At 66.9% G+C, this 26,486-nt stretch carries 23 protein-coding genes; 3 read left to right on the top strand and 20 right to left on the bottom strand.

Translation table 11 applies throughout. The features are described 5' to 3' along the window. Nucleotides 1-22: 22 nt before the first annotated feature. Entirely contained in the window at nucleotides 23-754 is a 732-nt protein-coding gene (locus Q0996_RS18815) for a GntR family transcriptional regulator (RefSeq protein WP_299623301.1), read from the bottom strand. A gap of 73 nt (nucleotides 755-827) precedes the next feature. Here Q0996_RS18815 and Q0996_RS18820 point away from each other — a divergent pair, with 73 nt between their 5' ends. Beyond that, nucleotides 828-1,646 (top strand): amidohydrolase, encoded by an 819-nt coding sequence (locus Q0996_RS18820; RefSeq protein ID WP_299623302.1) that lies wholly within the window; start codon nucleotides 828-830, stop codon nucleotides 1,644-1,646. A 5-nt stretch (nucleotides 1,647-1,651) separates the two neighbouring features. On the opposite strand, the gene Q0996_RS18825 is transcribed toward Q0996_RS18820, so the two are convergent. The 6 genes from Q0996_RS18825 to Q0996_RS18850 form a co-directional block, all read right to left on the bottom strand. Next, the gene (locus Q0996_RS18825; RefSeq protein ID WP_299623305.1) at nucleotides 1,652-2,647 is read right to left on the bottom strand and encodes an ABC transporter ATP-binding protein; all 996 of its coding nucleotides are present in this window, start codon (nucleotides 2,645-2,647) and stop codon (nucleotides 1,652-1,654) included. Then, the gene (locus tag Q0996_RS18830; protein ID WP_299623307.1) at nucleotides 2,640-3,623 is read right to left on the bottom strand and encodes an ABC transporter ATP-binding protein; all 984 of its coding nucleotides are present in this window, start codon (nucleotides 3,621-3,623) and stop codon (nucleotides 2,640-2,642) included. The genes Q0996_RS18825 and Q0996_RS18830 overlap by 8 nt, the downstream gene beginning before the upstream one ends. Next, on the bottom strand, nucleotides 3,620-4,513 hold the full coding sequence (locus Q0996_RS18835; protein ID WP_299623310.1) for an ABC transporter permease: 894 nt from the start codon (nucleotides 4,511-4,513) through the stop codon (nucleotides 3,620-3,622). The genes Q0996_RS18830 and Q0996_RS18835 overlap by 4 nt, the downstream gene beginning before the upstream one ends. Beyond that, complete coding sequence (locus Q0996_RS18840; protein ID WP_299623313.1) at nucleotides 4,510-5,481, bottom strand: ABC transporter permease; 972 nt, start codon at nucleotides 5,479-5,481, stop codon at nucleotides 4,510-4,512. Before Q0996_RS18840 ends, Q0996_RS18835 begins: the two co-directional genes overlap by 4 nt. Nucleotides 5,482-5,538: 57 nt before the next feature. After that, nucleotides 5,539-7,104 carry an ABC transporter substrate-binding protein gene (locus Q0996_RS18845; RefSeq protein WP_299623316.1) on the bottom strand — a complete coding sequence of 522 codons (1,566 nt, stop codon included), beginning with the start codon at nucleotides 7,102-7,104 and terminating at the stop codon, nucleotides 5,539-5,541. Between the two features lie 225 nt (nucleotides 7,105-7,329). Further along, nucleotides 7,330-8,718, bottom strand: coding sequence for an MmgE/PrpD family protein (locus Q0996_RS18850; protein WP_299623318.1), 1,389 nt, complete (start codon nucleotides 8,716-8,718; stop codon nucleotides 7,330-7,332). 146 nt (nucleotides 8,719-8,864) lie between these two features. Between Q0996_RS18850 and Q0996_RS18855 the strand changes: the two genes are divergently transcribed. Then, nucleotides 8,865-9,761, top strand: a complete 897-nt coding sequence (locus Q0996_RS18855; RefSeq protein WP_299623321.1) for a LysR family transcriptional regulator — start codon at nucleotides 8,865-8,867, stop codon at nucleotides 9,759-9,761. 13 nt (nucleotides 9,762-9,774) lie between these two features. Here Q0996_RS18855 and Q0996_RS18860 read toward each other — a convergent pair whose 3' ends face one another. The 9 genes from Q0996_RS18860 to ppc form a co-directional block, all read right to left on the bottom strand. Then, nucleotides 9,775-12,024, bottom strand: a complete 2,250-nt coding sequence (locus Q0996_RS18860; protein WP_299623324.1) for a molybdopterin-dependent oxidoreductase — start codon at nucleotides 12,022-12,024, stop codon at nucleotides 9,775-9,777. An 18-nt stretch (nucleotides 12,025-12,042) separates the two neighbouring features. Further along, nucleotides 12,043-12,249, bottom strand: a complete 207-nt coding sequence (locus Q0996_RS18865; RefSeq protein ID WP_299623326.1) for a 4-oxalocrotonate tautomerase family protein — start codon at nucleotides 12,247-12,249, stop codon at nucleotides 12,043-12,045. A gap of 10 nt (nucleotides 12,250-12,259) precedes the next feature. Then, entirely contained in the window at nucleotides 12,260-13,024 is a 765-nt protein-coding gene (locus Q0996_RS18870; RefSeq protein WP_299623329.1) for an SDR family NAD(P)-dependent oxidoreductase, read from the bottom strand. Nucleotides 13,025-13,028: 4 nt separating this feature from the next. Next, nucleotides 13,029-13,970 (bottom strand): dihydrodipicolinate synthase family protein, encoded by a 942-nt coding sequence (locus Q0996_RS18875; protein WP_299623330.1) that lies wholly within the window; start codon nucleotides 13,968-13,970, stop codon nucleotides 13,029-13,031. 15 nt (nucleotides 13,971-13,985) lie between these two features. Beyond that, nucleotides 13,986-15,275 carry a TRAP transporter large permease gene (locus tag Q0996_RS18880; RefSeq protein ID WP_299623333.1) on the bottom strand — a complete coding sequence of 430 codons (1,290 nt, stop codon included), beginning with the start codon at nucleotides 15,273-15,275 and terminating at the stop codon, nucleotides 13,986-13,988. Continuing rightward, nucleotides 15,272-15,736 (bottom strand): TRAP transporter small permease, encoded by a 465-nt coding sequence (locus tag Q0996_RS18885; protein ID WP_299623336.1) that lies wholly within the window; start codon nucleotides 15,734-15,736, stop codon nucleotides 15,272-15,274. The genes Q0996_RS18880 and Q0996_RS18885 overlap by 4 nt, the downstream gene beginning before the upstream one ends. A gap of 68 nt (nucleotides 15,737-15,804) precedes the next feature. Then, entirely contained in the window at nucleotides 15,805-16,794 is a 990-nt protein-coding gene (locus Q0996_RS18890; RefSeq protein WP_299623339.1) for a TRAP transporter substrate-binding protein, read from the bottom strand. A 123-nt stretch (nucleotides 16,795-16,917) separates the two neighbouring features. Continuing rightward, nucleotides 16,918-17,823 carry a LysR substrate-binding domain-containing protein gene (locus Q0996_RS18895; RefSeq protein ID WP_299623341.1) on the bottom strand — a complete coding sequence of 302 codons (906 nt, stop codon included), beginning with the start codon at nucleotides 17,821-17,823 and terminating at the stop codon, nucleotides 16,918-16,920. A gap of 42 nt (nucleotides 17,824-17,865) precedes the next feature. After that, complete coding sequence (gene ppc, locus Q0996_RS18900; protein WP_299623344.1) at nucleotides 17,866-20,643, bottom strand: phosphoenolpyruvate carboxylase; 2,778 nt, start codon at nucleotides 20,641-20,643, stop codon at nucleotides 17,866-17,868. 346 nt (nucleotides 20,644-20,989) lie between these two features. Here ppc and Q0996_RS18905 point away from each other — a divergent pair, with 346 nt between their 5' ends. Next, the gene (locus Q0996_RS18905; RefSeq protein ID WP_299623347.1) at nucleotides 20,990-22,183 is read left to right on the top strand and encodes an FAD-binding oxidoreductase; all 1,194 of its coding nucleotides are present in this window, start codon (nucleotides 20,990-20,992) and stop codon (nucleotides 22,181-22,183) included. A gap of 10 nt (nucleotides 22,184-22,193) precedes the next feature. Here Q0996_RS18905 and Q0996_RS18910 read toward each other — a convergent pair whose 3' ends face one another. The 4 genes from Q0996_RS18910 to Q0996_RS18925 form a co-directional block, all read right to left on the bottom strand. Next, entirely contained in the window at nucleotides 22,194-23,831 is a 1,638-nt protein-coding gene (locus Q0996_RS18910) for a GMC family oxidoreductase (RefSeq protein WP_299623349.1), read from the bottom strand. 9 nt (nucleotides 23,832-23,840) lie between these two features. Then, nucleotides 23,841-24,701 (bottom strand): ABC transporter permease, encoded by an 861-nt coding sequence (locus Q0996_RS18915; RefSeq protein ID WP_299623351.1) that lies wholly within the window; start codon nucleotides 24,699-24,701, stop codon nucleotides 23,841-23,843. Nucleotides 24,702-24,713: 12 nt separating this feature from the next. Further along, entirely contained in the window at nucleotides 24,714-25,583 is an 870-nt protein-coding gene (locus Q0996_RS18920) for an ABC transporter permease (RefSeq protein WP_299623353.1), read from the bottom strand. Beyond that, the coding region (locus Q0996_RS18925; RefSeq protein WP_299623355.1) for an ABC transporter ATP-binding protein at nucleotides 25,580-26,486 on the bottom strand (907 nt) is incomplete at its 5' end. The genes Q0996_RS18920 and Q0996_RS18925, both read right to left, overlap by 4 nt.

Below are 26,486 nucleotides of genomic sequence, written 5' to 3' on the forward strand. Positions count from 1 at the left end.
CCTCCCTTTCTCGATTCGGTTCTTAGCGAATTCTGGTGTGATAGTGGAACTGATCGGCCCGGCCCCAGGAGCGACGCCATTCCAGTGCGGTGTCGTCGAAGCCATGGGACAGCCGCTCTATGACGATCACCGGCGCGCCCGGGGCGATCCCCAAGAGCTCTGCGGTGGTCTGATCGGCGGCCTCCGCGGTCAGTTCCTCGTCGGCATAGGCGATCACCTGGTCGCAGCAGTCTTCGTAGAGCGGGTACAGCAGGGGGCCGAAGTCCTCGACCGGCAGCTCCAGCAGGGGCCGGAAGAGGGCCAGCGGCAGCCAGATCTCCTCGACCAGCACCGGGCTGTCGTCAAACAGGCGCAGGCGGCTCATGTGGATCGCAGGCGTGCCCGCCTCAAGCTGCAGTCCCTCGGCCGCTGCGTCGGGCAGGTGTGCGATCTCGCGGCCCAGGATGCGGCTCTGCGGGCCTGAACCCTCGCGGTTCAGGCCCCTGAAGCGGAAGAACCGCAGCAGCGCATGATCGAAACTCGGTTTGCGGACGTAGGTTCCCTTGCCGTGGAAGCGCTCCAGGACGCCCTCCGCGACAAGCTGGGCGACCGCCTGTCTGGCGGTCCCGGGCGCCAGTCCGTACTGCTCGGACAGCTCGTTTTCCGAAGGAACGCGGTCGCCCGGGCTGCGCGCGCCCTGGGAGATTTCCTGGCGCAGCACATCGGCCAGGCGCTGATAGCGGGGTAGTCTTTCGTCACCTTTGAGTTGGGGCATTGACCAACTCGCTTTCTTAGTCATAAGGTTTAACTATAGTTCTCTATAGAAGCAGTTGTGTCAAGGAAGTGGCATGTTTTTATCCGGTGCGAATGCGCTGATGGGTGGGATCGACGGACGATTTGACGGACATGCCCACGTTTTCAAACGATCGCTGCCCATGTATGTGCACCGCCGTTACACGCCGCACATCGACGCGCCACTGGCGCAGTATCTGGCGCATCTGGCGGAGTCCAACCTGCAGGGCGGCATCCTTTCCCAGCCCTCTTTTCTGGGCAGCGACAACTCCTTCCTGCTGACGTCCCTGGCCTACGCGCGGCATGTCGAGGACGTTACGCTGCGCGGCGTGGCGGTGCTCGATCCCGGCGCGACGCAGGAGACTCTCGCCCGCTTGACGGCGGCCGGCATCATCGGCCTCAGACTCAACCTGCTGGGTGACGCAGCCTTGCAACGCTTCGACCTCGCGCGGATCAAGCCGCTGCTGAAGCGGGTCAGCGATCTGGGTTGGCATGTCGAACTGTACTGTGAAGGCCGGCGTTTGGCCGACTTCTTGCCGCCGTTGCTCAGGCACTGCGAGCGCGTTGTCGTCGACCACTTCGGCCTGCCGGACCCACAGGACCCGCTTGCCTGCCCCGGGCAGGCCGCCATCCTGAAGGCGCCACGGGACCGCCTCTTCGTGAAAACCTCCGCCCCCTACCGCGTGTTTCGCGATCTCGATACGAGAGCCGCCGTGGAAAGCTGCGGGCCGATTTTCCGGCGCCTTCTGGACCGGCTGGGACCCGGGCATCTGCTCTGGGGCAGCGACTGGCCCGGAACCCAGTTCGAGGACCGCTACAGCTTTGCCACGACGGTCGAGTGGGAACGCGCCTGGCTCGGCTCAACCGTTCACTGAAAACGCTACGCCGGGTCTTCGCCGAGCAGGCGATAGCAGGTTGCCCAGTGCGCCGCGCCCTCGGGCAGCGGCGGCGGGACCGCGCCGCGGCACTTGGCGACAGCGTAGCGGCAGCGCGGGTGAAAGGCACAGCCGCCGGGCAGCGTGACAGGCGAGGGCGGTTCGCCGGGCAGCAGGGTAAGGTCGTCCAACGAGGCCTCCAGGGTCAGCCTGTTGCCGTTCAACGCCTGGGTATAGGGATGCAGACCCTCGCTGAAGACCTCCCGGGCGCGGCCGTACTCGACCACCCGGCCCAGATAGAGCACGGCAACGCGGTCGGCGATGCGGTTGACGACCGAAAGGTCGTGACTGATGAAGACGACCGCCAGACCCTCGCTCTTCCTCAGGTCCAGGATCAGGTTCAGGATCTGCGCCTGAATGGAAACGTCGAGGGAGGCGACGGACTCGTCGCAGACGATGAGTTTCGGATTGACGGCCAGGGCCCGGGCGATGTTGAGCCTTTGCCGCTGGCCGCCGGAGAACTGGTGCGGATAGCGCTCGGCAGCCTCGGCGTCGAGGCCGACCCGCGACAAGAGGGAGACCAGGAACTCCTTGGTGTCCCGGCGCTTGATCAGTCCGTGGGCGAGCGGCGCTTCGGCGAGCTGGCTGCCGACGGTGCGGCGCGGATTGAGCGTGGCCGTGGCATCCTGGAAGACCATCTGCACCGCAAGGTTCGCCGGCTCGCCCCGGTCCTGCACCGGCCTGTCCTCATAGAGGATCGTCCCCGCATCCGGCGCCTCCAGGCCGGTCATCAGGCGGCCGATGGTCGACTTGCCGCAGCCGGACTCGCCGACGAGGCCGAGGATCTCTCCGGGGTAGACCGACAGGTCGACGCCGTTGACCGCGCGCACCCTGTCCGGCGGCGCTTTCAGCTTGGTGGCCATCAGGGCGCGGTCGATCAGGTCGGGCTTTTGCTGGTAATGCCGGACCACGCCGCGCAGCGTGAGCAGGGGCCTATCCATCAGATGACCCGCTGCCCCGGGGATGCCAGCAGGTATAGCTGTGCGCTCCCGCGCTCTCGCCCGGAAGCGACAGGCAGGCCTCGCTGGCATGCGCGCAGCGCGGACGAAAGACGCAGCCCTCGGGCCGCTGCGCGATGGAGGGTGCGCTGCCGGCGATCTGCCAGAGCTTGCCGTTTTCCAGGGGCTCGTTCTCCGGCGAGCTCTTCAGCAGCCCATAGGTATAGGGGTGGCGGGGGTTCGTCAGCACTTCCCGGGTCGGCCCCTGTTCGACGATGCGCCCGGCGTACATCACCGCCACCCGGTCCGCCAGGCCGGCGATCACCGAAAGATCGTGAGTGATCCAGATCAGGGCCGCCCCCTTGGAGCGCACCAGGCGCCGCACTTCGATGAGGATCTGGGCCTGGACCGTGACATCCAGCGCAGTCGTCGGCTCGTCGGCGACGATCAGGTCCGGCTCGTGCAGCAGCGCGATGGCGATGGCGACGCGCTGACGCATACCGCCGGAGTACTCGTGGGGATAGGACGACAGGCGGCTTTGCGCCTGGCCGATCCCCACCATCTCCAGGGCTTCGGTGGCGAGCTGTCGGGCATGGTCCCTGGTCGTCTTGCGGTGCGCCAGAATGGCCTCGGTGATCTGGGTGCCGATGGTGAGGGTCGGGTTCAGGGTCATCATCGGGTCTTGCATGATCATGGCCAGGCGGCTGCCCCGCAGGGCGCGCAGGCGGCTTGGCGGCATCTTCGTCAGATCCTCGCCCTTGAAGAGGATTTCCCCGGCGGACACGACGCCCGGATCGTCCAGCGCGCCCATGATGGAAAAGCCGGTCAAGGTCTTGCCGGAACCCGATTCACCCACAAGCCCCAGGACCTCGCCGCGATTGACGTGGAAGGTCAGATCCTCGACGGCATGGAGCGCGCCGGCGGCATAGTCGAAGGTGATTGTGACGTCGTTGAGCTGCAGCAGCGGGGCTTCGGTCATTTCCTCAGCCTCGGATTCGACAGTTCGCGCAGACGGTCCGCCAGGAGGTTGATGGAGACGACGACGAAGAGCAGCGCGATCCCCGGGTAGAAGCTGATCCAGGTCTTGCCGGAGAGCAGGTAGTCGAAGCCGTTGGCGATGAGAAGCCCCAGGGAAGGCTCGGTCACCGGCAGGCCGAGCCCCAGGAACGACAGGGTGGCTTCCAGGGTGATGGCCGAGGCCAACTGCACGCCGGCGATCACCAGCAGCGGCGGGCAGACGTTGGGCAGCAGGTGCCAGAACAGCACCCGCCAGTGGGGCAACCGCAACAGACGGCAGGCCTGGATGTACTCCTTGGAGCGTTCGACCACCGCGGCGCCCCGGACGGTGCGGGCATAGAAGGCCCATTGGACCATGGCCAGGGCGAGGATCGTCTTGTCCAGCCCGCGCCCGAAGATCGCCAGCAGCACCAAGGCGATGAGGATCGTCGGAAAGCTCATCTGGATTTCCGCGATGCGCATGATCAGCGAGTCGACCGTGCCGCGGAAGTAGGCCGCGATCAGGCCCAGGGTCGTGCCGACCACGAAGGCCAGGGCGCCCGCCGAGAGGGCGACGGTGAAGCTGGCGCGCAGCCCGTAGATGACGGCGCTCACCATGTCCCGCCCCTGGGCGTCGGTTCCCAGGAGGTAGAACGCGCCGTCGCCGCCGCTGGAGAGTGGTGGCAGTTCCCCGTCGAAAAAACTGACCTGGGCGAGGTCGTAGGGGTCCTGCGGCGATACGACCGGTGCGAAGGCCGCAAGCAGCATCAACGCCAGGGTCGACGCGAGGCCGAAGACCGCCAGCTTGCTTTGGGAGAACTCGCCCCAGAACTGGACCAGCGGCCCGGCCTGGCGTGCCTCGGCGGCGCTCATCGGATGGTCCCGCGCGCCCGGGGGTCGAGCAGGGTATAGATCAGGTCGACGATCAGGTTGATGACCACGAAGAACAGAACGATCAGTGTCAGATAGGTGATGATGACGGGGCGGTCGAGGCGGTTGATGGAGTCGATGAGCAGCTTGCCCACGCCCGGATAGGCGAAGACGGTCTCGGTGACGATGGAGCCGGCGAGAAGGCTGCCGATCTCCAGGCCGAGAACCGTCACCACCGGGATCAGCACGTTCTTGAAGGCGTGGAGCATGACCACCCGGAACTCATGCAGGCCTTTCAGGCGGGCGAATTTCACGTACTCCATCAAGAGGATTTCCCGCATGCCCGAGGCGACCAGGCGAATGATCAGCGAGACGGTGGTCAGGGAGAGCATCAACGCCGGCATCAGCAGGTGCTTCCACCCGTCGGCGGAGAGGATCGCCCAATGCATGCCCAGCAACTCCACCGTATCGCCCCGTCCGATGGAAGGAAGCCAGCCCAGGCTGACCGAGAACACCATGATCAGCATCATGCCGAACCAGAAGGTCGGCAGACTGAACCCGATGATGGAGCCGGCCATGATGGACTGCGCCGCGGCGCTTTCGGGTTTCAGGCCGGCGGCGATGCCGAGCGGGATGCCGAGAAGGACCGAGATGAGGAAGGCCGCGAGCGTGAGTTCGATGGTCGCGGGCAGGCGCTCGGCAATGACGTCGACAACGGGCCTGCGCGATACGAAGGAGTTTCCGAAATCGCCGACGGCCATCCGCCCGAGGTAGTTGAGGTATTGCACGTGGATCGGATCGTCGAGGCCGAGGCGCTGGCGCGCCTCTTCGATCTCCAGCTCCGTCGCGTTCTCGTGGGCCAGCAGGGCGATGGGGTCGCCGATCTTGAAGACCCCGACAAAGCTGACAACGGTGAGGACAAGAACGACGCCGACCGCCTGCACCAACCGCCGAAAGACAACTTCAAGCATCCGCTACCTCGCAGAAAGGGGCCAACCCGGCGGCCGGTTCGGGTTGGCCCCCGGCGCCTAATTGGCGGGCTTGGCTCTCATCGCCAAGGTCATCAGGTCGACGGCTGGGGTATAGACGGTGCCATTCGACGTGCCCCAGGACGCCTTCTGAGCGTAGAGCGGAATGATGCCATAGTCGCCGATGGTAATGGACATGGCATCGTGCAGCAGCTTCTCCCGCTTGTCGGTATCCAGGGTCGTTTGCGCTTCCGCGATCATCCGGTCGACATCGGGGTTGGAATAGCGCCCACGGTTGGACGGGCCCTTGCCGTTCGGCTTGTCCCGGGTCACGGCGATCCCGTTCAGGGTATAGCCGGCATCGCTGGCGGTGCCCCAGCTATGCAGCATGTAGGCATACTCGAAAGCGTTGGTCTTCGGGATGTAGACCGAGTGGGGCATGGTCTCCAGCGAGGTCTTGACCCCGATCCGGGTCCAGGACTGCGCCAGGACCTGTGCCACCTGCGGCGCATAGGCGATGCGGTCCGTCGAGGCGTGGAAGGTGATCTCGAAGCCGTCGGGATAGCCCGCTTCCGCGATCAGCTTCTTCGCGCCCTCCGGGTCGTAGGTCTCCACCGGGATGTCGGTGTTGTATCCGAAGAAGCCGGGCGGCACGAGGTTCGACGACAGCACGCCGTCGCCGCCAAGCGCCCGTTCGATCAGCGCCTCACGCGGGATCGCCATGGAAAGCGCCTGGCGCACGCGCTTGTCCATCATCGGGTTCTTGGCGAGGGGATTGCCGTCGCCGTCGCGGGCATAGTTCTCCTGCACCGCATCGCGCTGGACATCCAGCGAGACGAAGACGACGCGGTTCGTCGGGCCCGAGTGGACACTCGTCGACGCGTTGTCGTTGAGGCGCGGCACGTCGTTGGAGGGCACGCGTTCGATCAGGTCGAGCTCGCCCGAAAGCAAGGCGGCGGTGCGTGCCGGGCCGCTTTCGACGATCCGGATCTCGACGGTCTCCCAAGGCTCCGCGCCGCCCCAGTAGGACTCGTTGCGCGCCAGCTTGTAGGACTCCGACGCGCGGCTGGAGACGAAGCGGTAGGGGCCCGTTCCGACCATGGCCTTGCCGGTGGTGTAGTCGGCCGTCGCCGCGCCCTTGCCGACCTCGTCGCTGACGATGGTGAACTCGGCCAGCTTGTTCGGCAGCACCGGCGAAGGCTTGTCGGTGACGAACCTCAGGGTGTGGCTGTCGACGACTTCGATCTCCTTGATCGGCTGCACCGAAGAGGCATAGGACGAGGGACTGTCGGGCACGTTCGGCAAGCGCTCGATGGTGAAGACCACATCGGCGGCATCGAAAGGCGAGCCGTCGTGGAATGTGACGCCCTCGCGCAGTTTGATCTCCCACACCGTGTCGGAGATCGCCTTCCACGAGGTGGCCAGGCCGGGCTGCAATCCGTTCTGGTTGATGATCAGGGGGTCGAAAACGTGCCGGATCAGGGCAGAGTTCGTTCCGGAGTTGTGGAAATGCGGATCGATGGATGTCGGCGCCTGGGCGAAGGCCATCTTTAGGTCCGCCGCGGATGCCGGTCCGCTGAGCGCCGCCGCGGCCGCGACGCCTGCAGTGATCAGGAAACGCCTCATCTTACCCTCCTCTGTTTTTCTTCGCTTCTCTCAGGTTCTGACTCGAAATGAATGGCTTGATTGCAATGGCTTGCGAACGTCGCCCCTAGACCACACCGTCACCCTCGGGCTTGTCCCGAGGGTCCATGGAAAGACCGAGATCCGGACTTCGATGGATTGCCGGAACAAGTCCGGCAATGACGGTTCGGGAGGCACGAGGGCAGAGAGCCTTTGGCGGACAAGATTTCATTTTTGATCGGGCTCTTGGGTTCTTTGCAGAAAGCTTCTGAAGTCCCGGACGTCCGGGACCTGGTCGAGGGCGAAGACCTTTTCGATCATCGCCCGGCAAGGATCCGCTCCGAGCACGGGGGCCATCAGGTCTTCCGCCTTGGCGGCGACCTCCGGCCTGTCGAGCGGATCCTCGTAAACCCCTTTGACGGCGTAGGTTCGGTGTGACAGCCGGCGCCCATCCAGCAGATGCACCTCGACGATGGCCTGGCGGATGGGTTTGGCCTTGCGCAGGATCTCGCTGGGCACCAGGGAGACCTTCTCCTTCATCGCCAGCACGGCTGGATCGCGCATACGCGCGGGATCGTGGCTGTCCTTGAAAGTGAAGCGGCCGTCGACCAGCATCAGCGCGACGCAGAAGGGACAGCTGATGTCCGACATGCCGCGGTCGACGACCACGTCGATGACGCCGGGCGGCATGTGGACCCGCACCTCTTCGACCTGATCGCCGGTCACGCCCTCGTTCTTCATCAGCCATTCCAGGGAATCGAGCACCGCCTGGATCGGCGAGCCCACGCACCATTTCTTGATGTTGGTCAGGGTGATTTCGAAACGGGTCCCGAGGCCGTCGATCAGCACGTCCCGGTCGGGCTGGCTGGAAAAGGCGTCCATGAAGTTCCCGCGCCCGTTCAGCACGTCGTCCAGGCCGGTGAAACCGGCGGCCACCATGGTGGCGGCGGAGACGCCGTTGCGCGCCGGCATGCCGCCGAAGTGGAAGGCCTTTTCGATGTGGTCCGCATCGCGCATCCAGGTGGCGATGCCGGAGGTCTGCTGGGCGACGTTGGAGAAGAGATAGGGCAGGCGGTCTCGTGGAATGTCCAGCAAGAGGCCCGCGGCGGCCGCCGCCCCCCAGGCGCCGCCGATGGAGTAGGGCCCGTGGCCGCGGTCGTAGATCTCCCGCGGGCCGAGGGCGAGGTTCACCCGGGCATAGAGGTCGTAGCCCAGCACCACGGCGCGCAGGAAGTCGGCCCCCGAGGCCCCGACCTGCTCGGCTGCCGCCAGGGCCGCCGGCACCACCACGCAGCCGGGATGGCCGATGGCTGCGGGGTGGCTGTCGTCGGTCTCGTCGGCGTGGGCGATCATGCCGTTGGCCAGAGCGGCGTTGACGGTCGAGGTCAGAAAATCCGTTCCCGCGATGCTGGCGGTGGGGACCCCGCCCTGCGCGCGGCAATAGGCGATGGCGATCCGGCCCACCGGCAGGTCAACGCCGGTCACCATGGCCGCGAAAGTGTCGAGGACGTGGTGCTTCGCCTTTTCCGCAACCGCCTCCGGCAGGTCTGCCTGCCGGGCGTGGGCGACATAGTCGCAGAGACTGGTGATGTGATGAGAGGTGCTTGCCTTCAGCAAATCCGATGCTTCCCGCTGCTGTCTGCCTGCCTGTTCGTCTGGCCTTCGGTTGACAACAGCCTAGCGGCACGCAGAATGGCCGGGCCAATTCAATCGAGGAATAGAGTTATTCTGGCGCTTCGGAGGGCCGGCCCGGTGTTTGTACCGTGGATCTGAAATGGCTCGACGATCTGGTTGCGCTGTCGGAAACCGGGGGTTTTGCCCGGGCGGCGCGGCGGCGCATGGTGACCCAGCCGGCCTTTTCCAAACGCATCCGCGCGCTCGAGGACTGGGTGGGCGTGAAGCTGGTGAGCCGGGATTCCCACCCCGTCACCTTGACGGAAGCCGGCGAACAGTTCCTGGTCTCCGCCAGGCGGATCAACGAGGCCGTGCTTGCCGCCAAGTCCGAGGCCCAGGCCGCGGCGGGCCAGCAATCCGATCTGGTGATCTTCACCGCCGCCACCACGCTCTCCCAGCGTTTCTTTCCCAAGTGGATCACGGAGGTGAAGGCGCGGCATCCCGAACTGCGCGCCCGCATGCAGTATTACGGGCACTTCAACGCGCATTTCGAGGCCTTGATCAACCGCGAGGTCGATTTCTTCATCAGCTACCACGACGGCTCGGCGGGCCCTTACATCGACAGCACCGGGTTGATCTGGAAGCGGATCGGCACCTCCGCGCTGCTCCCGGTATCGAGCCCCCTGGAGGACGGGACGGCGGCCTTCGCGCTGGCGGACCCGCCCGGCGGGCCGGTCCCCCACCTCGCCCGCACCGAAGGCTCCTATCTGGGGGCGGTGCTGGTCTCCCACATCCAGCACTGGGGTCTTTCGTTGGACGATGTCTTCGAACTGACCAGCACGGTGGCCATCCGCAACATGGTTCTGGAAGGCCATGGTCTGGCCTGGCTGTCCAGCGAGAGCATCGAGACGGAGATCGAGGCCGGCACGCTGGTCCCCGCCCATGCCGACAAGTGGCGCGTGCCCCTGGAGATCCGGCTCTATCGCCTCGACCGCCGCATCAGCGGCCCCGCCGAAAGCCTCTGGGATCAGGTCGAGAGCGTTTGAGACGGCCTCGCGGTCACTCCGGGTCCGGATAGGGGCGGACGCGGACGAGACAGGTCATGGCGGTGCAGGCCTGGCCCAGGGCCGAGGTGGCGACGTCGCGGGTGACGGCGTTGGGGTTTCCCGAGAGATCGAGCCGGTTGTCTGCTGCGTCGGGTTCGAACCAGGTGCCGGTGGCCATGGCGGCGACGCCGCGCCGGCAGAGGTCCGAGACCTTCACCCGGGCGCGGCAGGCGCCGCGCGCGTTCTCCACCAGTGCGAGGCTGCCGTCGCCGAGGTTCCGGGCCCTGGCGTCGGCCGGGTTGAGCCAGAGATCTTCGGGCTCGCCGGCACCGCCGGCGGCGGTCTGCCCGAGTTGGCTGTGCAGCCGGAAGGCGGGCTGCCGGCTCAGGAGGTGCAGCTCTTCCGCCTCCGCAGTGCCGAGCCATTCGTCCGGAGCCACCCAGGCGGGATGGCCGGGCAGGCCCGCATAGCCGAAGGACTGCACCCGCTCCGAGACGATCTCGATGCGCCCCGAGGGGGTCTTGAGCGGCGCCTGCTCCGGCGCCGCGCGGAAGTCCTCCAGATAGACCTCCGGCCGCTCGGGTGGCGGGACCTGCCAGACCCCCTCCTGCCAGAAGGTCTCGAAGTCCGGCGCCGCCAGGCCCTGTGCGTGGGCGGCGGTCTCGGTCTTGCGCCAAAGCCGGCGCAGCCAGCCGGCCTCATCCAGGCCCTCAGTGAATTCTTTCGCGCAGCCCAGCCGCTCGGCCAGCTCCGCGAAGATCGCGACGTCGTCGCGGGCACCGGCCAGCGGGGCGATGAGCTGCGGCATGGCAAAGACGTGCGGATCGCGGGAGGAGCCGCCGATGTCGTTGCGCTCGGCCGTCGTGGTGGCGGGCAGCACGATGTCGGCGCGCTTGGCCGTGGCCGTCCACCAGGGCTCGTGCACGATGACGGTCTCGGGCCGTGCCCAGGCGCTCTGCAGGCGAAACAGGTCCTGGGCGTGGTGAAAGGGGTTCCCGCCCGCCCAGTAGATCAGCCGGGTGTCCGGATAGGTCACGCGGTGGCCGTTGAAATCGATGGTCGCGCCGGGCCGTTCCAGCATGTCGGCGATACGGGCCACGGGCACGGCCGAATCCGAAGGGTTGGGCAGCGACTCCATTGAGGGAACCAGGCCGCGCCGCGCGCCTTCTCCGACGGCGTTCAGGGAGCCGTAGCCGAAGGTGAAACCGCCGCCGGGCTGACCGATCTGGCCGAGCATGGCGGCCAGGGCGATCAGCGCCCAGTAGGACTGCTCGCCATGTTGGGCGCGCTGCAGCGACCAGGTTGCCGTCACCATGACACGGCCCGTCATCATGCGCGCCGCCAGGTCTTCGATCTGCCCCGCCGGCACGTCGCAGAGCGCCGCGGCCCAGGCTGCGGTCTTGGCAACGCCGTCCGTTTCGCCGCGCAGGTAGGCGAAGAAGCGCTCATGGCCGACGCAGTAGCGCTCCAGGAAATCGCGGTCGGCCCGCCCGCGGCGCAGAAGCTCGTGGCACAAGGCCAGCATCAGGGCGGTATCGCTGTTGGGGCGCAGCGCGATCCAGTCGGCCTCGAGGGTCTCCGGCTTATCATCGGCCATGGGGCTGATCACGACGAAGGCGGTGCCGCGGGCCTGCGCCCGTTCGACATGCCGGTCCATGTGGTGGAAGCCGGCGCCGCCGGAGGTGACCCGCCAGTTCTTCGGATTGAGGCCGCCGAAGGCGACCAGCAGGTCCGTGTGTTCGACGATGGAGTCCCAGCTCGTCGCGGCGCTGGCCACCGCATCGTGGTCGCCCAAGACATGGGGCAGCACCGCGTGGGCGGCGCCCCAGCTATAGTTGCCGACCTGATTGGTGAAGCCGCCGGATGCGGCGAGAAAGCGGCGGAGCTGGCCGCGCGCGTGATGGTAGCGCCCGGCGCTCGACCAGCCATAGGAGCCGCCGAAGACCGCATCATGGCCATGGCGCGCGCGCACCCGGGTGAGTTCGTCGGCCACCAGCGCCAGGGCATCATCCCAGGCGATGGGGACCATCTCCTCCCGGCCGCGGCCCCGGCCGTTGGCGCCCTCGCGGTCGCGCAGATAGCTGGCGCGGACATAGGGCTGGTCGATGCGGGTCTTGGAATAGACCAGGTCCGGCCAGGCGGCGATCATGCGGGCGCTGGCGCCGCTGTCCGGCAAGGGCTGCGCGTCGGTCAGGCGGCCATCCTCGATGCTGGCCTCGAAGGCGCCCCAATGGCAGACGCTGGTCCGGGTGGTAGCCGACATGGTCCCTGCGCAGCCTCGCTAGGTTTCGCCGCGCTGGCGTTTGCGCTCGGCAACGGTGATGCCGCCCACAGTCCATTCTTCCGGCGCAATATCCTCGAAGACGACATAGACGTGCTCGGCGTGGGCATTGCAGCAGCGGGCGATGGTCTCCGTGATCTCGCGGGCCGCCTCCTGCTTCTGTTCGGCCGTGCGGCCGGTGGCCAGGGTCACGCGCACGATGGGCATCGGGCTCTCCTTATCCGAGGCTGAGGCCGCCATCCACATGGAGGGTCTGGCCGGTGATGTGAGCGGCATCGTCGCTCAGCAGAAATTCTATGGCCGCGGCGATGTCGTCCGGCTCGGCGATGCGCCCGGAAGGGGTAAGCGCCGCGGCGGCGCGCCAGGCCTCCTCCGACATGGCCGAATGCCCCGTGGCTTCCTTGCGGGTGAAGCCGGGCGCGACGCAGTTGACGGTGACGCCTCTGCCCGCGACCTCGGCCGCGAAGGTCCGGGCCAGGCCTTCAATCGCCCCTTTCGCCGCGGCGGTGACGGGAAAGATCCGTCCTCCGGGCGCGCGGTGGACGACGAAGGAGCTGACCGCGACCACCCGCCCCCGGGGGGAGGCCTCCAGTTGGCCGCGTGCCGCGGTGATGAGGTCGAAGAAGGCCCCGGCCATGGTCTCCAGGGAGCGGTCGAAAGCCGCCCGGTCCGCGTCGCCGACGGGCGTCGGCTGGGCGAAGCCGGCATTGGACACCACCTGGTCTAGGCGGCCGAAGCGGGCGATGGCCTGATCCACCAGCGCGGCGGCGCCTCCCTCGGCCAGGTCGGCGAAGGCGGCCTCGGCTTCCGCGCCGGCGGTGCGCAGCTCTTCGACCAGGGCTTGCAGCGCGGGGCGCTTGGCGCCGTCGCTGCCGCCGCGGGCATGAGCCAGGATGGCAAGGCCCGGTCCCGCCAGGCGCCGGCAGGTGGCCGCGCCGATACCGCTGGAGGCGCCGGTGACGAGAACGACCCGCTCGGACATCGATCTATTCCGCCGCCGCGGCCCGGGCGCCCAGCTTGTAGCCGTAGGCCCGGTCCAGCTCCAGCTTCGCCGCGATATCCAGGCCCGCCTGGAGCGCCGCGCCGTCGAGCGCCGTCAGCGGTTTGCGCAGCGGCCCGGCCGGCAGGCCGACGGCCCGCATCAGGCTCTTGATGGCCACCGGATTGATCGCCGAATAGGCGAAATGCAGCATGTCCAGGTTGCGCAGCCAGGCCTCCCGGCAGGCGAAGGCGTCCTCGCCGCTTTCCCATTTCTTCGAGATGACCGCCATCTCGCGCGGGATGACGTTGCCGGTCATGTTGGCGGTGCCGTCGCCGCCCAGCGCCATCATCGGCACCACGAGCCCCAGGTTCGGCGAGCAGCAGCACATGATCGCCATGTCGGGTTTGGCCGCGCAGACCTGCGCCACCTGGCCCACGCGGGTGGTGGACTCCTTCAGCACCACCATGTTGGGGTGCTCGGCGAGGCGCAACAGGTCGTTCCAATGCAGGTCGGTCTTCACCCGCGGCGGGTTGTTGTAGAAGCCCACCGGCAGGTCGACGGCGTCGCAGACCTCCAGCGCGTAGTCGGTGATGTCGGCGTTGGAGGCGCAGATATAGGCGGGCGCGGCGATGATCGCGCCGTCCGCCCCCTCGGCCTTGGCATAGCGCACGTTGTCGACCGTCATGGCGGTGTTCTGGCCGGTGCAGCCGTAATAGAACAGCATGCGGCCGGTCTTCATCTTCGCCGTCTCGGAGATCACCTTGCGCCGCTCTTCGGCGGAGAGCATGGAGACCTCCCCGGTCGAGCCCATGATGAGCACGGCCTCGGTCCCGTTCTCCTCGTGAAACTGCAGCAGCGTGCGAAAGCCCTCGAAATCGATGGAGCCGTCGTCGTTCATGGGCGTCACCAGAGCGACGAAGGAACCTTTGGGTTTGATGTGCGCCATCTTCTTCTCCGCGGATCAAAAGAGGTTGGGTGAGACAAGTTTCGGAAAGGCCAGCACCAGATCGGGCAGCCATAGGGACAGAACTGCAACAGAGACTGTAAGGCCGACGATCGGCAGGACAGCCAGTATGGCCCGGCCCAGGGGAACGTCGCCGATCTGCGCGGCGATCAGCAGGCAGATGCCGTAAGGCGGCGTGATCAGCCCGACCGAGAGCACGATGGTGGCCAGCACCCCCATGTGCACGGGGTGCATGCCGGCGAGATCGCCCAGCGCCTGGATGATCGGCAGGAAGATCAGCACGGCGGAAATCGGGTTGAGCACGGTTCCCACCAGCAGCAGGAAGCCGACCAGCAGCAGCATGATGCCGAAGGGGTTCTCGGTCTGCTGGGTGATGAACGCGACGACGATCTGCGCGGCACCCAGGTAGGCCATCAGCCAGCCGAAGATGCCCGCGCCCGCCACCGTGAACAGCGGCACCGAGAACTCCACGGTCGCGTTGGCCAGGTGGCGCGGCATGTCGCGGAAGGGGATGTCGCGGTAGACGATCAGCGACAGGACCAGCGCCCAGATGACGGCGCTGATCGCCGCCTCGGTGGGGGTGAAGAACCCGCTGATGACGCCGCCCAGCACGACGACGGGAATCAGCAGCGGCGCGACGCCGCGCCCCAGCGCGCGGCCCAGCGGCATCAGGCCCGGAAAAGGGCTGGAGGGGAACCCCCGCCGCACCGCCATGACGTAGGTGTAAGCCATCATGAAGAGCCCGATCACGATCCCCGGAACGACGCCGCCGAGGAACAGCGCGCCGATGGAGACGTTGCCGAAGGCACCGTAGACGATGAGGATGATCGAAGGCGGGATGATGACGCCCAGGGTGGAGGAGGCCGCGGTCAGGGCGACGGAAAAGGCCGGATCGTAGCCAGCCTTCTTCATGGCCGGGATCAGGATCGAGCCGACGCTGGCGGTGTCGGCTGCCGCGGAGCCGGAAAGGCTGGCGAAGACCATGGAGACGAAGACGTTCACATGGCCGAGGCCGCCGCGCACATGCCCGACCGTCGCATTGGCCACCGCGAGCAGGCGGTCGGTGATGGAGCCGGCGTTCAGGATGCGCCCCAGGAACATGAAGAAGGGCACGGCGAGCAGCGGGAAGCTGTCGATGTTGGAGTACATCTGGTTGGCGACCGAGGCCAGCGGCAGGTCTTCCAGCAGCATCACGAAGATCGAGGAGAGGATTAGCGCGAAGCCGATGTTGACCCGGAAGGCGATCAGAACGAAGAAGCCGGCGATCAGAACGACGAGCGGGTTCATTCCGGCGTTCGCCGCTTGAGCAGCGTCTCGAGCAGAAAGAGGGCCATCAGGGCGCCGCCCAGCGGGATGGGCAGAAAGAACCAGACCTCGGAGATTCCGATGGAGGGCGACACCCGCCGCGTCGCCATCTCGGCCAGGGTCGCGCCGTAGCGGATCAGAACGGCGATCACGACGATGGCGGCCAGGGTCGACAGCACGGACTGGATGCGGCGGCCCAACACGGCCCCTTCCGGCAGCAGGTCGACGACATAGTGGCCGCCGCGCCGGAAGGCGACGGCCGCGCCGATGAAGATGCACCAGGAGAACAGCAACTGGGCGATGTCCAGGGTCCAGATTAGCGGCGTCTGCAGCAGGTTGCGCGCCGCGACCTGGGCGAAGACCGTGGCGATCATGGCGGCAAAGGCGAGCGCCAGAAAGGCGACCAGCACCGCCTCGATCCGGTCGTTGATACGGACGAGCATCCGAAATCCGGGCCCTTTGGTTGCCGCGGGCCGCCCGTGCGTGCGGGCCCGCGGCGGTCCTCTCTAGACTACTGTCCCGTCACCGCTTTCATCGGCGCGACGAGGTTCAGTTCCTCGGCCAGCGAGGCCTGCAGCGGCGCCAGCGCCGCCTGGAACTCGCCGACGTCCGGCCTGGTTACGGTGACGCCGTTCTCGGCCTGCAGCTTCTTCACCAGTTCGCCCTCGTACTGCCGGGCCTTTTCGATGCCGAGAGCCGAGGCTTCCGCGGCAACCTCCATCACCACCGTCTGCAGGTCGGCCGGCAGCTTGTCCCAGGCGCGCCCGCTCATGGAGATGTGATTGACCTGGATCGTGTGCGCGGTGAGAGCCAGATAGGGCGCCACCTCGTAAAGCTTCGAGCCGGCGTATCCGGGGATCGAGCTTTCCAGGGCCTCGGCGACACCGGTCTGCACGCCGGCATAGAGCTCGCCCCAGGCGATGGTGACCGGCAGGGTGCCCAGCGCCTCCCAGGTCTTGGAGATCATCGGCGAGGGCGGCGTGCGCATCTTGTAGCCCTTGATGTCGGCCAGGGCGTTCACCGGCCCCTGGGAGTTGGACAGGTTGCGCGTGCCCGATCCGCCGAGCGCCAGCAGCTTCATGTTGAGCTGGCGGTCGTCATAAACCTCCCGGAAGTAGGACTCCGCCGCGGTCCCGGGGCCGACCTTCGCCATCAGGTCGTCGAAATCGCTGAACAGGTAGGGCATGGAGAAAATCTGGTACTCCGGCACCTGCTTGGCGGCGTTGTTGGTGGAGCTGATCATCAGGTCGATGGTGCCGAGCCCCATTTCGCCGATCACCGCCGGGTCTTTGCCGAGTTGTCCCGCATCGAAGACCTGGACCTCGATAGCGCCGTTGCTGCGCTCCGCCAGTTCGGCCTTCATGAAGGCGGCCATGTCGTTGTAGGGATGCGGCGACTTGACCAGGGTGTGAAGCCGCATTTTGTAGTCGGCGGCCTGGGCCGCTGGAACCGCGACCGCCAGGGCCACGAAGGCGGAAAGAAGCCACTTTGCGAGTGCCATAAGAACCCTCCCCATGATGTGCCGTTTCCCGCCGCTGGACGGCGGGCCTAAGGACCTCGCTTCAGCTTCGCGCCCCGCGACATAGAATCAAATACAAAATCCCGCTAACGGCATAATCAAATGTTATGAGGTTGTGGTGACGGCCGGATGTTCCACCATATGGGCCATTGCCGCCTCCGCAAACAGCTCGGCGAGGCGGGACACCGGAACGCCGGCGGGCCGCATCAGGCGGATGTCGAAGGGCGTTTCCGGCTGGAACCGCGCCACCGCGATCCTGTCGGGACCGAAGAACTCCGCCGTCAGCGGGTCGACGATGGCGATTCCGACCCCTTCGGCCGCCAGGGCGCAGGCGGCGTAGGAGGGCTGGGACTCGACCTTGATGTCGCGGCGGATATCGGCGGCCAGGAAACTCTGGGCCACATGCTGGGAGGCCAGGGTGTGGTGCGACAGGGCGACCAGCGGCTCCTCGGCCAGGTCGCTCACCGCGATCTCGGCGCGTCCGGCCAGCCGGTGGGCGCGCGGAATGGCGCAGACGCAGGCCAGGCGGTAGGTCGCCAGCACCTCGATGTCCGGCCGGGTTTCGGGAAGCTGGGCCAGACCGAGGTCGAACTGCCCGGCGGCCAGCAGGTCGATGATCCGCGGTGAGGTATGGACGTCCATGGTCACCTTGACCGAGGCCCTGGCCCCGGTGAAGGCGCTCACGATACGCGGCGCGACGGCGAAGGAGACTGCCGGCATGGTCGCCAGGCGGACATGGCCGCGCCGCAGGTCGCGGATTTCCCGGGCCGCCGCCTCCACCCGGTCGAGGCCGATGAAAAAGCGATCGGCCTCGTCCTTGAGGTTCACCGCTTCGGGCGTCGGATGGGCGCGTCCGCCGCTGCGCACGAAGAGCGGAAATCCGATGTCGGCCTCCAGGTCGGCGATCAAGCGGCTGACGGCGGGCTGGGAGACCCGTAGCATCTCCGCCGCGCGGGTGATGCTGCCGTAGGTCATGACCGCACGGAAAACCTCGATCTGACGCTGGTTCACCGCTCCGTCCTTCCGCGGGCTGACCGACTCAGCATTGGCCCCCTATCCGCTGTTGCGCAGGCCGGCGGAGATGCCGTTGATCGAGAGCTGAACGCCGCGCAGCACCTTCGGGTTCTCGGATTTCGCCCGGTACTCCCTGAGTAGGTTGACTTGCAGGTGGTTGAGCGGGTCGAGGTAGGGGAAGCGGTTGGAGATCGAGCGTGACAGCAGGGGGTTGCCGGCGAGCAGCCGCTCGTTCTCCATGATCGCCAGCAGGGCCTCCACCGAGTCCTCGTGCTCCTTGCGGATGCGCTGGAAGATGGTCCGTCTGAGGTCCTCGTCCTCGACCAGTTCGGCATAGCGCGAGGCGATGGCGATGCTGGTCTTCGAAAGCACCATGTCCATGTTCGACATCTGGGCGCGAAAGAACGGCCAGTCGCGGTACATCTCCCGCAGCAGCGCCAGGCCGTCCCCGGGGTTCTCCTGCAGCCAGGCTTGAACGGCGCTGCCGAAGCCGTACCAGCCCGGGAGCATCAGGCGGCACTGCGACCAACTGAAGACCCAGGGGATGGCGCGCAGGTCTTCGATCCTGCCCAGCGCTTTGCGCGAGGCGGGGCGCGAGCCGATGTTCAGGGTCGCGATTTCGTTGATCACCGTCGAGGCCCAGAAGTACTCGTCGAAGCGCGGCGTCTCGTAGACCAGCGCGCGATAGGCCTGGAAGGCCTTGGCCGAGAGCGCCTCCATGACATCCAGGTAGGACGGCGGAACATCGTTGTGTTCCGGGCGCAGCAGGGAGGTTTCCAGACAGGCCGAGACGATGATCTCCAGATTGCGCCGGCCGAGGTCCGGGTTGGTGTACTTGCTGGAGATGATCTCGCCCTGCTCGGTCACGCGGATGTGCCCGTCCACCGCGCCGGGCGGCTGGGCGAGGATGGCATCGAAGCTGGGCCCCCCGCCGCGCCCGACGGTGCCGCCGCGGCCATGGAACAGGCGCAGGCGCAGGCCGTGCTTGCGGAACAGCTCGATGAGGCCGATCTCGGCCTTGTACAGCTCCCACCCCGAGGTGACGTAGCCGCCGTCCTTGTTGCTGTCGGAATAGCCCAGCATGACCTCCTGGACTCCGCCGAGACTGTCGACCAGCCGGCGGTAGGCCGGGATGGCCAGCAGGCGGTCCATGATGCCGATGCAGTTGCGCAGGTCTGAGATGGTCTCGAACAGCGGCACGATGTTCACCGCGCTGTGGCCGTCCGGCGACACCAGGCCCACCTCCTTCAGCAGGACCGTCAGCTCCAGCAGGTCGGAAACGCTCTGGGTGTTGGAGATGATGGCGGTGGGAATGGCCCTCGGGCCAAAGCGCCGGTGGCCCTCGGCGGCGGCGCGCAGGATCGAGAGCTCCTTTTCGGTTTCCTCGGAGTAGGACCAGAAGGCCCGGATCAGCGGGCGCTTGGTGGTCAGCTCAGCGGTCAGGAGGTCGATGCGGTCGTCCTCGGCCATGGCGGCATAGTCCGTGCCCGGCGCGACGGCCTCCAGCAGTTCCGCCAGGGTATTGGCGTGAACCGCCGAGTTCTGGCGCATGTCGAGGCTCGCCAGATGGAACCCGAAGCAGTCCACCGCCCGGCGCAGGTGGCGGAGCCGGCCTCTGGTCAGTGGCTGCGAGCGGTTGGCCGCCAGGGAGTCGTGGATCACGTCGAGATCGGCGAGCAGCGCCCCGGCGTCCCGGTAGGGGGGAAGCGTATCGGAGGGAAGGTCGACTTCGGACTCGTCCTGCAGCAGCGCATGGGTGAGCGCCAGCCTTGCGCGAATGTTGGCGACGGCCCGGCGATAGGGTTCGACGCGCCGGTGGGGAGAGATGTCCGGCGACTGATCGGCCAGGGCCGTCAGCGCCTCGGACACCGCCACCATGCGCACTGAAAGCGACAGCTCCAATTCGAGCTGGTCCAGCTCCTCGAGGTAAAACCGCAGGGCTCTGTCGCTTTGCATCTGCAGTGTTTGGTTCATGCCATCAGCGGTCACGAAGGGATTGCCGTCGCGGTCGCCGCCGATCCAACTGCCGATGCGCAGGAAGGAGGCCACATGAACCGGCGCCCCCGTGGGGTCCATGGCGGAAATCCGGTCTTCCAGGCGGGCGTAGAGCCGCGGCAACTCCCGCAGGAAGGTATAGTCGTAGTAGGTGAGGCCGTTCTCGACCTCGTCCTCCACCTGAAGCTTCGTCTGGCGCAGCAGGTTGGTCTGCCAGAGCGCCAGGATGGCCTCGCCCAGCCGGGCGTCGATGTCCGCTTCCTCTTCCGGAGTCCAGGCCTCCCGTTCGCGGTGGTTTATGAGCTCGGCGATGGCCATCTCCCAGCGCATCGTGCTCTTGCGGCGGACCTCGGTGGGATGCGCCGTCAGCACCGGGCTCACCAGGGCGTCGTCGAAGAAGGCCTGCAGGTCGGCCGCGCTCAGCCCGACCTCTGCCGCATGCTGAAGGGCCAGGGCCAGTGTTCCCGGCCGCGGCGGGGAGCCGGCGATGTCGTGCGCCCGCGTGCGGCGGATGTGGTGCTGGTCCTCGGCAAGGTTGGCGAGGTGGGAGAAATAACTGAAGGCGCGGATGACCTGGACTTCCTGCTCGGGGTTGAGGCTCGCCAGGATCTCCTCCAGGTCGTGCTTGGCCTGCAGCTCGTCGTCGCGGTGAAAGCGGATCGAGGTCTGGCGGATCTTCTCGACGACATCGAAGATCGCCTGTCCTTCCTGCTCGCGCACCGTGTCGCCGAGCAGGCGGCCGAGCAGCCGGATGTCCTCGCGCAGAGGTGTGTCCTTGTCCGCGGTGACGGCGGCATCCAGCGGAGTCTGTTCGGCAGTCACGACCACAGTGCCCCAATGTTCGTCTCGATCTCTCTTGCTTACACTGCAAGCGGGAGCGGATCACCCTCAAAGAGCCGCCACGGCGCCCAAAGACTGTGCTGAGCGGATATGCTTGCGCTTTCCGGTGGCGGTCCCGGGTGGTCTGCCGGTTAGTTGGGAATGGCCCTTAATCGCACCGTTCGACCCGGAGAGACTGGATCTCCTGCCGGCGCCATTAGACTGAAACCGAGGTCCGTGACCTGCTGTGACCGACGTCTTTACCTCTGACTGCAAGCTGACTCCTTATTGGTGGGAGCACAGCCCAAGGCCTCAGTTGCCCGAGGGCCCGCTTCCCGCGAGCGTGGATGTGGCCGTTGTGGGGTCGGGCTACACCGGCCTCGGCGCCGCGCTTGCTGTTGCGCGCGCCGGGCGCTCCACCCTCGTCCTCGACGCCGGGGACGCCGGTTGGGGCTGCAGCACCCGCAACGGCGGCCAGATCAGCACCTCCATAAAGCCGGGTTACGAGATGCTCGCCCGCCGCCACGGCGAGGAAGCGGCCTTCGCGATCGTCCGCGAAGGCCAGAACGCCCTGGCCTGGATCGGCGAGTTCGTCGCGGCGGAGGGCATCGACTGCGATTTCAAGGTCCCCGGCCGCTTTCACGCGGCGCACTCTTCGCGCCACTACGAGCGGCTCGCGCGAGCCATCGCCGAGCAGCCGAAGGGGTTGGAAGTACCGGCGCAGGCGGTGCCGCGCAGCGAACAGCGGCGCGAGCTTGGGACCGACGCCTATCACGGCGGTGTCGTCTTCGAGGCGCATGCCTGCCTCGACCCCGGCCGCTTTCACCAGGGTCTGCTCGAGCGGGTTCTCGGCGCCGGGGCGGCGGTCGTGCCGCACTGCGCGGTTACGGGGATCGAAAGGGACGGCGATGGCCATGTCCTGACAACCGGGCGCGGGACGCTGCGCGCCCGCGAGGTTGTCGTCGCGACCAACGGCTACACCGGGACGGTCTCACCCTGGCAGCGCCGCCGTGTCGTCCCCATCGGCAGCTACATGATCGCGACCGAGCCGCTGGCCAAAGACGTGATGGACGGGGTGATGCCCAGCGACCGCATCGTCAGCGACACGCGCCGGGTGGTCTACTACTACCGGCCATCGCCGGACCGGAGCCGCATTCTCTTCGGCGGCCGGGTCACCAGCGGCGAAACCGACCCTCTGCGCAGCGGCGCCCTGCTGCGCCGGGACCTGGTGCGGCTCTTCCCGGAGCTCGCGACGACGCGGGTCAGTCACTCCTGGATGGGTTTCGTCGCCTATACCTTCGACACCCTCGCGCATCTCGGCCGTCACGAGGGCGTCTACTATGCCATGGGCTATTGTGGCTCCGGCGTTTCCATGGCCGCCTATCTCGGAACCAGGGTGGGGCAGAAGCTGCTGGGCCTGGCCGAGGGGCGCACGGCGCTGGACGACGTGGCGTTCCAGACCCGCCCGCTCTACAGCGGCCGGCCTTGGTTCCTGGCGGCGCCGGTCGCCTTCTACCGCTGCTGCGATGCGCTGGGTCTTTGATCAGGAGCGGCTAGGACCAAGAGTTCCTCTGCAGGATCAGGTCGCTGGCCTTCTCGCCCACCATGATCGACGGCGCGTTGATGTTGCCGGAGGTGAGGGACGGGAAGATCGAGGCATCGGCGATGCGCAGGGCCTCGGCGCCATGGACCCGCAGGGTTGGATCGACGACGCAGGACGCGCCGTCGGCCCCCATGCGGCAGGTGCCGGCAGGGTGGAACACGGTGTTGCCTTGCTGGCGGGCGTAGGCAAGCAGGCTGGCCTCGTCGTCGCCCGTCGGATGGGGAAGCGCCGCTTCCGCGATGATGCGCCGCATCGCCGGCGTCTCGGCAAGGTTCCGCAGGAAGCGAAGGCCCTCGACCACCTCCTGCCGGTCATGATCGGTATCGAGGTAGTTGGGCTGGATCTCCGGCGCCGCATCGCGGTCGGAGGATCTGAGCCTCAGGATGCCGTGGCTGGTCGGCCGGCAGGGCGAGACGCTGATGTGGAAGGCGGCGTAGGGGTCCGGGTTCATCAGCGGGCGTGTGCCCGGCGGCGCCTTCAGATAGCTGAGCGGCGAGAAGTAGAGCTGCAGGTTCGGGCGGTCGAGATCGGGCCGGCTGCGGATGAAGCCGCCGGCGTGGTTGAGGCTGAGCGCCAGCGGTCCGCGCCGGGCGGCCAGGTACTTCATGCCTGCCCAGAGCTTGCCCCACCAGGGATAAAGCTCGTCGTTCAGGGTCGGGACCTTGCTCCGGTAGATCAGCCCGACGTCGAAGTGATCCTGCAGATGGTGGCCGACGGCGGGGCTGTCCAGGACCGGCTCGATCCCCAGGGCTTTCAGCTCTTCGGCCGGTCCGACGCCAGAAAGCAGCAGAAGCTTCGGCGTATTGATGGCGCCGGCCGAGAGGATGACCTCCGCCGATGCGCGCGCGGTCTCGTGGCGGCCCTTGCTCAGGTATTCGATGCCGACGGCGCGGCGTCCCTCGAAGAGGATGCGCTGCGCCTCAGCCCCGGTTTCGATGCGCAGGTTGGCGCGCCGGCGCGCCGGCCAGAGATAGGCCCTGGCGGCGGACATGCGCATCCCGTTCTTGACCGTGATGTGGTAGGTGCCGGCGCCTTCCTGGCGGGCACCGTTGAAGTCTGCGTTGCGGGACAACCCTGCCTCTTCGCAGGCGCTGAGGAAGTCCTCGCAGGTCGGGTGCAGGTCCTTCGCGGGCGCCATGACATGTAGCGGGCCGGCGCCGCCGTGATGATCGCTTTCGCCCCAGGCGTGACTCTCCATGCGTTTGAAGAGCGGCAGGACATCCTGCCAGCCCCAGCCGGGATTGCCGGCGGCTTGCCAGTCCTCATAGTCCTCGGCCTGGCCGCGGACGAAGACCATGGCGTTGATGGAGCTGGAGCCGCCGAGCACCTTGCCCCGGGGCCAGTAGCTCGTCCGGCCGTCGAGGCCGGGCACCGCCGCGGTCTCGTACATCCAGTTGACCCGCGGATCGTAGAACGTCCGGCCGTAGCCGATGGGGACCTGGACCCAGAAGCGGCGGTCGTCGGGTCCGGCTTCCAGCAGCAGGACCCTGTGCCGGCCGCTCTCGCTCAGGCGCGCGGCCAGCGCGCAGCCCGCCGAGCCGGCGCCGACGATGATGTAGTCGTAGCTCTCCGTTCCCGGGCCGGTCATCGCTGCAGGCTATCCGGCCGACTTGTCCCGCTGGACCACGATCGAGAGCAGGGCCAGCAGCCCCGAGCCCACCATCAGGAAGAAGGACACGGCATTCAGCACCGGGGTCGAGCCGACCTTCGCCATGCGGTCGAACATGGTGATGGTGAGCGGCGCCTCCGAGCCGACCAGGAAGAGGGTCGTGTTGAAGTTCTCGAAGGAGACGAGGAAAGCGACGATGCCGCCGGCGATCATGGCCGGGCGCAGGAAGGGCAGGGTGATGGTCATCAGCACGCGCGCCCGGCTGGCGCCCAGGTTGAGGGCCGCCTCCTCCATGGCCGCGTCGAACTTCTTCAGCCGGGCGATGATCACCAGGGAGGTGATGGTGGTGATGAAGGAGAACTGCCCCAGGACCACCAGCAGGATGCCCGGGCGCAGGAACTCCAAGTCCATGTCGTAGCGGTCCTCCAGGCCGTTGGCGACGGAGCTGGCGAGCACCAGGATGGAGATGCCGAGGATGACCCCCGGAATGACCAGAGGGACGATCATTACGATGTAGAAGAAGTTCTTGGCCGGAAACTCGCGGCGCACGAAGAGAAAGGCGTTGCAGGTGCCGGCGAAGACCGAGAGGACCGCGACCGCCGAAGCGATAATGAAGGAATAGTAGAGGCCGCGCAGCAGGCGCCGGTCGTGGAACATGCCCAGCTTCGGCTCGGTGTCGTTGAAGAACCAGTCCAGAGTGAAGCCCTGCCAGGGCAGCGCCGGGAAGAGGGAGTCGTTGAAGGCGAAGGTTCCGGCGGAAACCAGGGGCGCGGCTAGAAAGATGAAAAAGGCCAGCACATAGGCGCGGTAGCCCAGCAAAAAGGCCCAGTTGTTGCCGGTGTTGCCCATGGCGCCGCTCCCTCAGCTTCGCGCGATGGTGCCGGCCAGGGTCTGGCGCGAGAGCTTCAGGCCGAGCCAGACGACCAGGGAGGTGAAGGCAAGCAGCAGGAAGCCGAAGGCGGCGCCGGACTCCCAGTTGTAGCGGGTGATGAACTGTTCGTAGATGGTCTCGGTGAACCAGCTCGAATTCTTGCCGCCCAGCAGAATGGGGGTGAGATAGCTGCCGGCAGTCAGCATGAAAACGATGATGCAGCCGGAGACGATGCCCGGCATGGCGTAGGGAACGATGATCCGGCGCAGCACCGTCCAGCCGTTGCCCCCGAGATTGTAGCCGGCCTCGATCATCGCATCGTCCATGCCGTCGAGGGTCGAGACCAACGGCACGATCATGAAAAGAATGACCGTGTAGACGAGTCCGATGACCACCGTCACGTCGTTGTAGAGCAGCTCGACCGGCCCATTGAGAAGCCCGATGGCCTGCAGGGCCGAGGAAATCACGCCGGTTTCCCGCAGCAGCAGAATCCAGCCGAAGGCGCGGATGAGGTCGCTGACCCAGAGCGGCACGAGGCAGAGCAGGAAGAGCGCGCCGCGGGTGCGCCAGCCGGCGACCTTGGCGATGTAATAGGCGATGGGAAAGCCGGCCAGCAGGGCCAGGGCGGTGACCAGCAGCGACATGGAGCCGGTGCGCAGCAGGGTGTTCCAGTAGATCGGTTCGTGCAGGAACTCGATGAAGTTGCCGAAACCGAACTCATAGACCCGGGGCGCCACCTTCTCCCGCAGCGCCAGCACGCCCATGCCGATGTGCGGCAGCACGATCAGCAGCAGGATCCAGAGTGCAAAGGGCATGAACAGCAGGATCAGCGACAGCCGCTTGATGTCGCTTTGGGTCATTGCGGGGCCGCCTGGGCCGCAAAGCAGAGGGCCTGGTCCGGCGACCAGGTCAGCACCACCGTCTCCCCGGGTTGCACGTCCTCGCTGCCGCCGGTGAGGGTGACGTCCGCCTCGATCAACTCGCCGCTGCCGGTGCGGACCAGCACCCGGCTGTTGGCGCCGTTGAAGAGCAGGCTGTCCACGACCCCTTCGAGGTGGTTGTGGTTCGCCGGCGGCGTCGTGCCGCTGTGCTCGGTGCGGATGAATTCCGGGCGGACGAAGACCTCCACCGGATCGCCGCCTTGCGGGTTCTGCCCGCTGCCCGGCGTGCAAACCAGGCCGAGGCCGGCGGCGGTCTCGACCCGGATGCCGCCGTTGGCGGCCTCCAGCACCCGGCCCTGCCAGCGGTTGGCGTCGCCGACGAAACCGGCCACGAAGGCGCTGGCCGGCCGGTGGTAGAGTTGCTGGGGCGAGCCGATCTGCTCGAACTTGCCGAGATTCATCACCGCCACGTTGTCGGACATCACCAAGGCTTCCGACTGGTCGTGGGTGATGTAGACGAAGGTGGTGTTGAACTGGTGCTGGAGAAGTTTCAACTCGATCTTCATCGCCTCGCGGAGTTTCAGGTCCAGGGCGCCCAGCGGCTCGTCCAGCAGCAGCACGTCGGGGTCGAGCACCATGCAGCGGGCGATGGCGATGCGCTGCTTCTGGCCGCCGGAGAGCTGGTGGATTTCACGCTCCCCTACGTCCGGCAGGGCGATGCGCTCCAGCACGCGCTTGACCTTCTGCTCGATCTCGGCCTTGCCGGCGCCGTTGCAGCGCAGACCGTAGGCGATGTTCTCGTAGACGTTCATCATCGGGAACAGCGCGAGATGCTGGAAGACCATCTTCACGTTGCGCTTGTTCGGCGGCGTGTTGAGGACC

The organism is Pelagibius sp., from assembly GCF_028289705.1.
GTDB lineage: Bacteria > Pseudomonadota > Alphaproteobacteria > Kiloniellales > Kiloniellaceae > Pelagibius.

Bases quoted from the DNA above. Each gene is read 5' to 3' on its own strand.
- Q0996_RS18815 (WP_299623301.1), bottom strand. From the start codon at position 754: ATGCCCCAACTCAAAGGTGACGAAAGACTACCCCGCTATCAGCGCCTG.
- Q0996_RS18820 (WP_299623302.1), top strand. From the start codon at position 828: ATGTTTTTATCCGGTGCGAATGCGCTGATGGGTGGGATCGACGGACGA.
- Q0996_RS18825 (WP_299623305.1), bottom strand. From the start codon at position 2,647: ATGGATAGGCCCCTGCTCACGCTGCGCGGCGTGGTCCGGCATTACCAG.
- Q0996_RS18830 (WP_299623307.1), bottom strand. From the start codon at position 3,623: ATGACCGAAGCCCCGCTGCTGCAGCTCAACGACGTCACAATCACCTTC.
- Q0996_RS18835 (WP_299623310.1), bottom strand. From the start codon at position 4,513: ATGAGCGCCGCCGAGGCACGCCAGGCCGGGCCGCTGGTCCAGTTCTGG.
- Q0996_RS18840 (WP_299623313.1), bottom strand. From the start codon at position 5,481: ATGCTTGAAGTTGTCTTTCGGCGGTTGGTGCAGGCGGTCGGCGTCGTT.
- Q0996_RS18845 (WP_299623316.1), bottom strand. From the start codon at position 7,104: ATGAGGCGTTTCCTGATCACTGCAGGCGTCGCGGCCGCGGCGGCGCTC.
- Q0996_RS18860 (WP_299623324.1), bottom strand. From the start codon at position 12,024: ATGTCGGCTACCACCCGGACCAGCGTCTGCCATTGGGGCGCCTTCGAG.
- Q0996_RS18865 (WP_299623326.1), bottom strand. From the start codon at position 12,249: ATGCCCATCGTGCGCGTGACCCTGGCCACCGGCCGCACGGCCGAACAG.
- Q0996_RS18870 (WP_299623329.1), bottom strand. From the start codon at position 13,024: ATGTCCGAGCGGGTCGTTCTCGTCACCGGCGCCTCCAGCGGTATCGGC.
- Q0996_RS18875 (WP_299623330.1), bottom strand. From the start codon at position 13,970: ATGGCGCACATCAAACCCAAAGGTTCCTTCGTCGCTCTGGTGACGCCC.
- Q0996_RS18880 (WP_299623333.1), bottom strand. From the start codon at position 15,275: ATGAACCCGCTCGTCGTTCTGATCGCCGGCTTCTTCGTTCTGATCGCC.
- Q0996_RS18885 (WP_299623336.1), bottom strand. From the start codon at position 15,736: ATGCTCGTCCGTATCAACGACCGGATCGAGGCGGTGCTGGTCGCCTTT.
- Q0996_RS18890 (WP_299623339.1), bottom strand. From the start codon at position 16,794: ATGGCACTCGCAAAGTGGCTTCTTTCCGCCTTCGTGGCCCTGGCGGTC.
- Q0996_RS18910 (WP_299623349.1), bottom strand. From the start codon at position 23,831: ATGACCGGCCCGGGAACGGAGAGCTACGACTACATCATCGTCGGCGCC.
- Q0996_RS18915 (WP_299623351.1), bottom strand. From the start codon at position 24,701: ATGGGCAACACCGGCAACAACTGGGCCTTTTTGCTGGGCTACCGCGCC.
- Q0996_RS18920 (WP_299623353.1), bottom strand. From the start codon at position 25,583: ATGACCCAAAGCGACATCAAGCGGCTGTCGCTGATCCTGCTGTTCATG.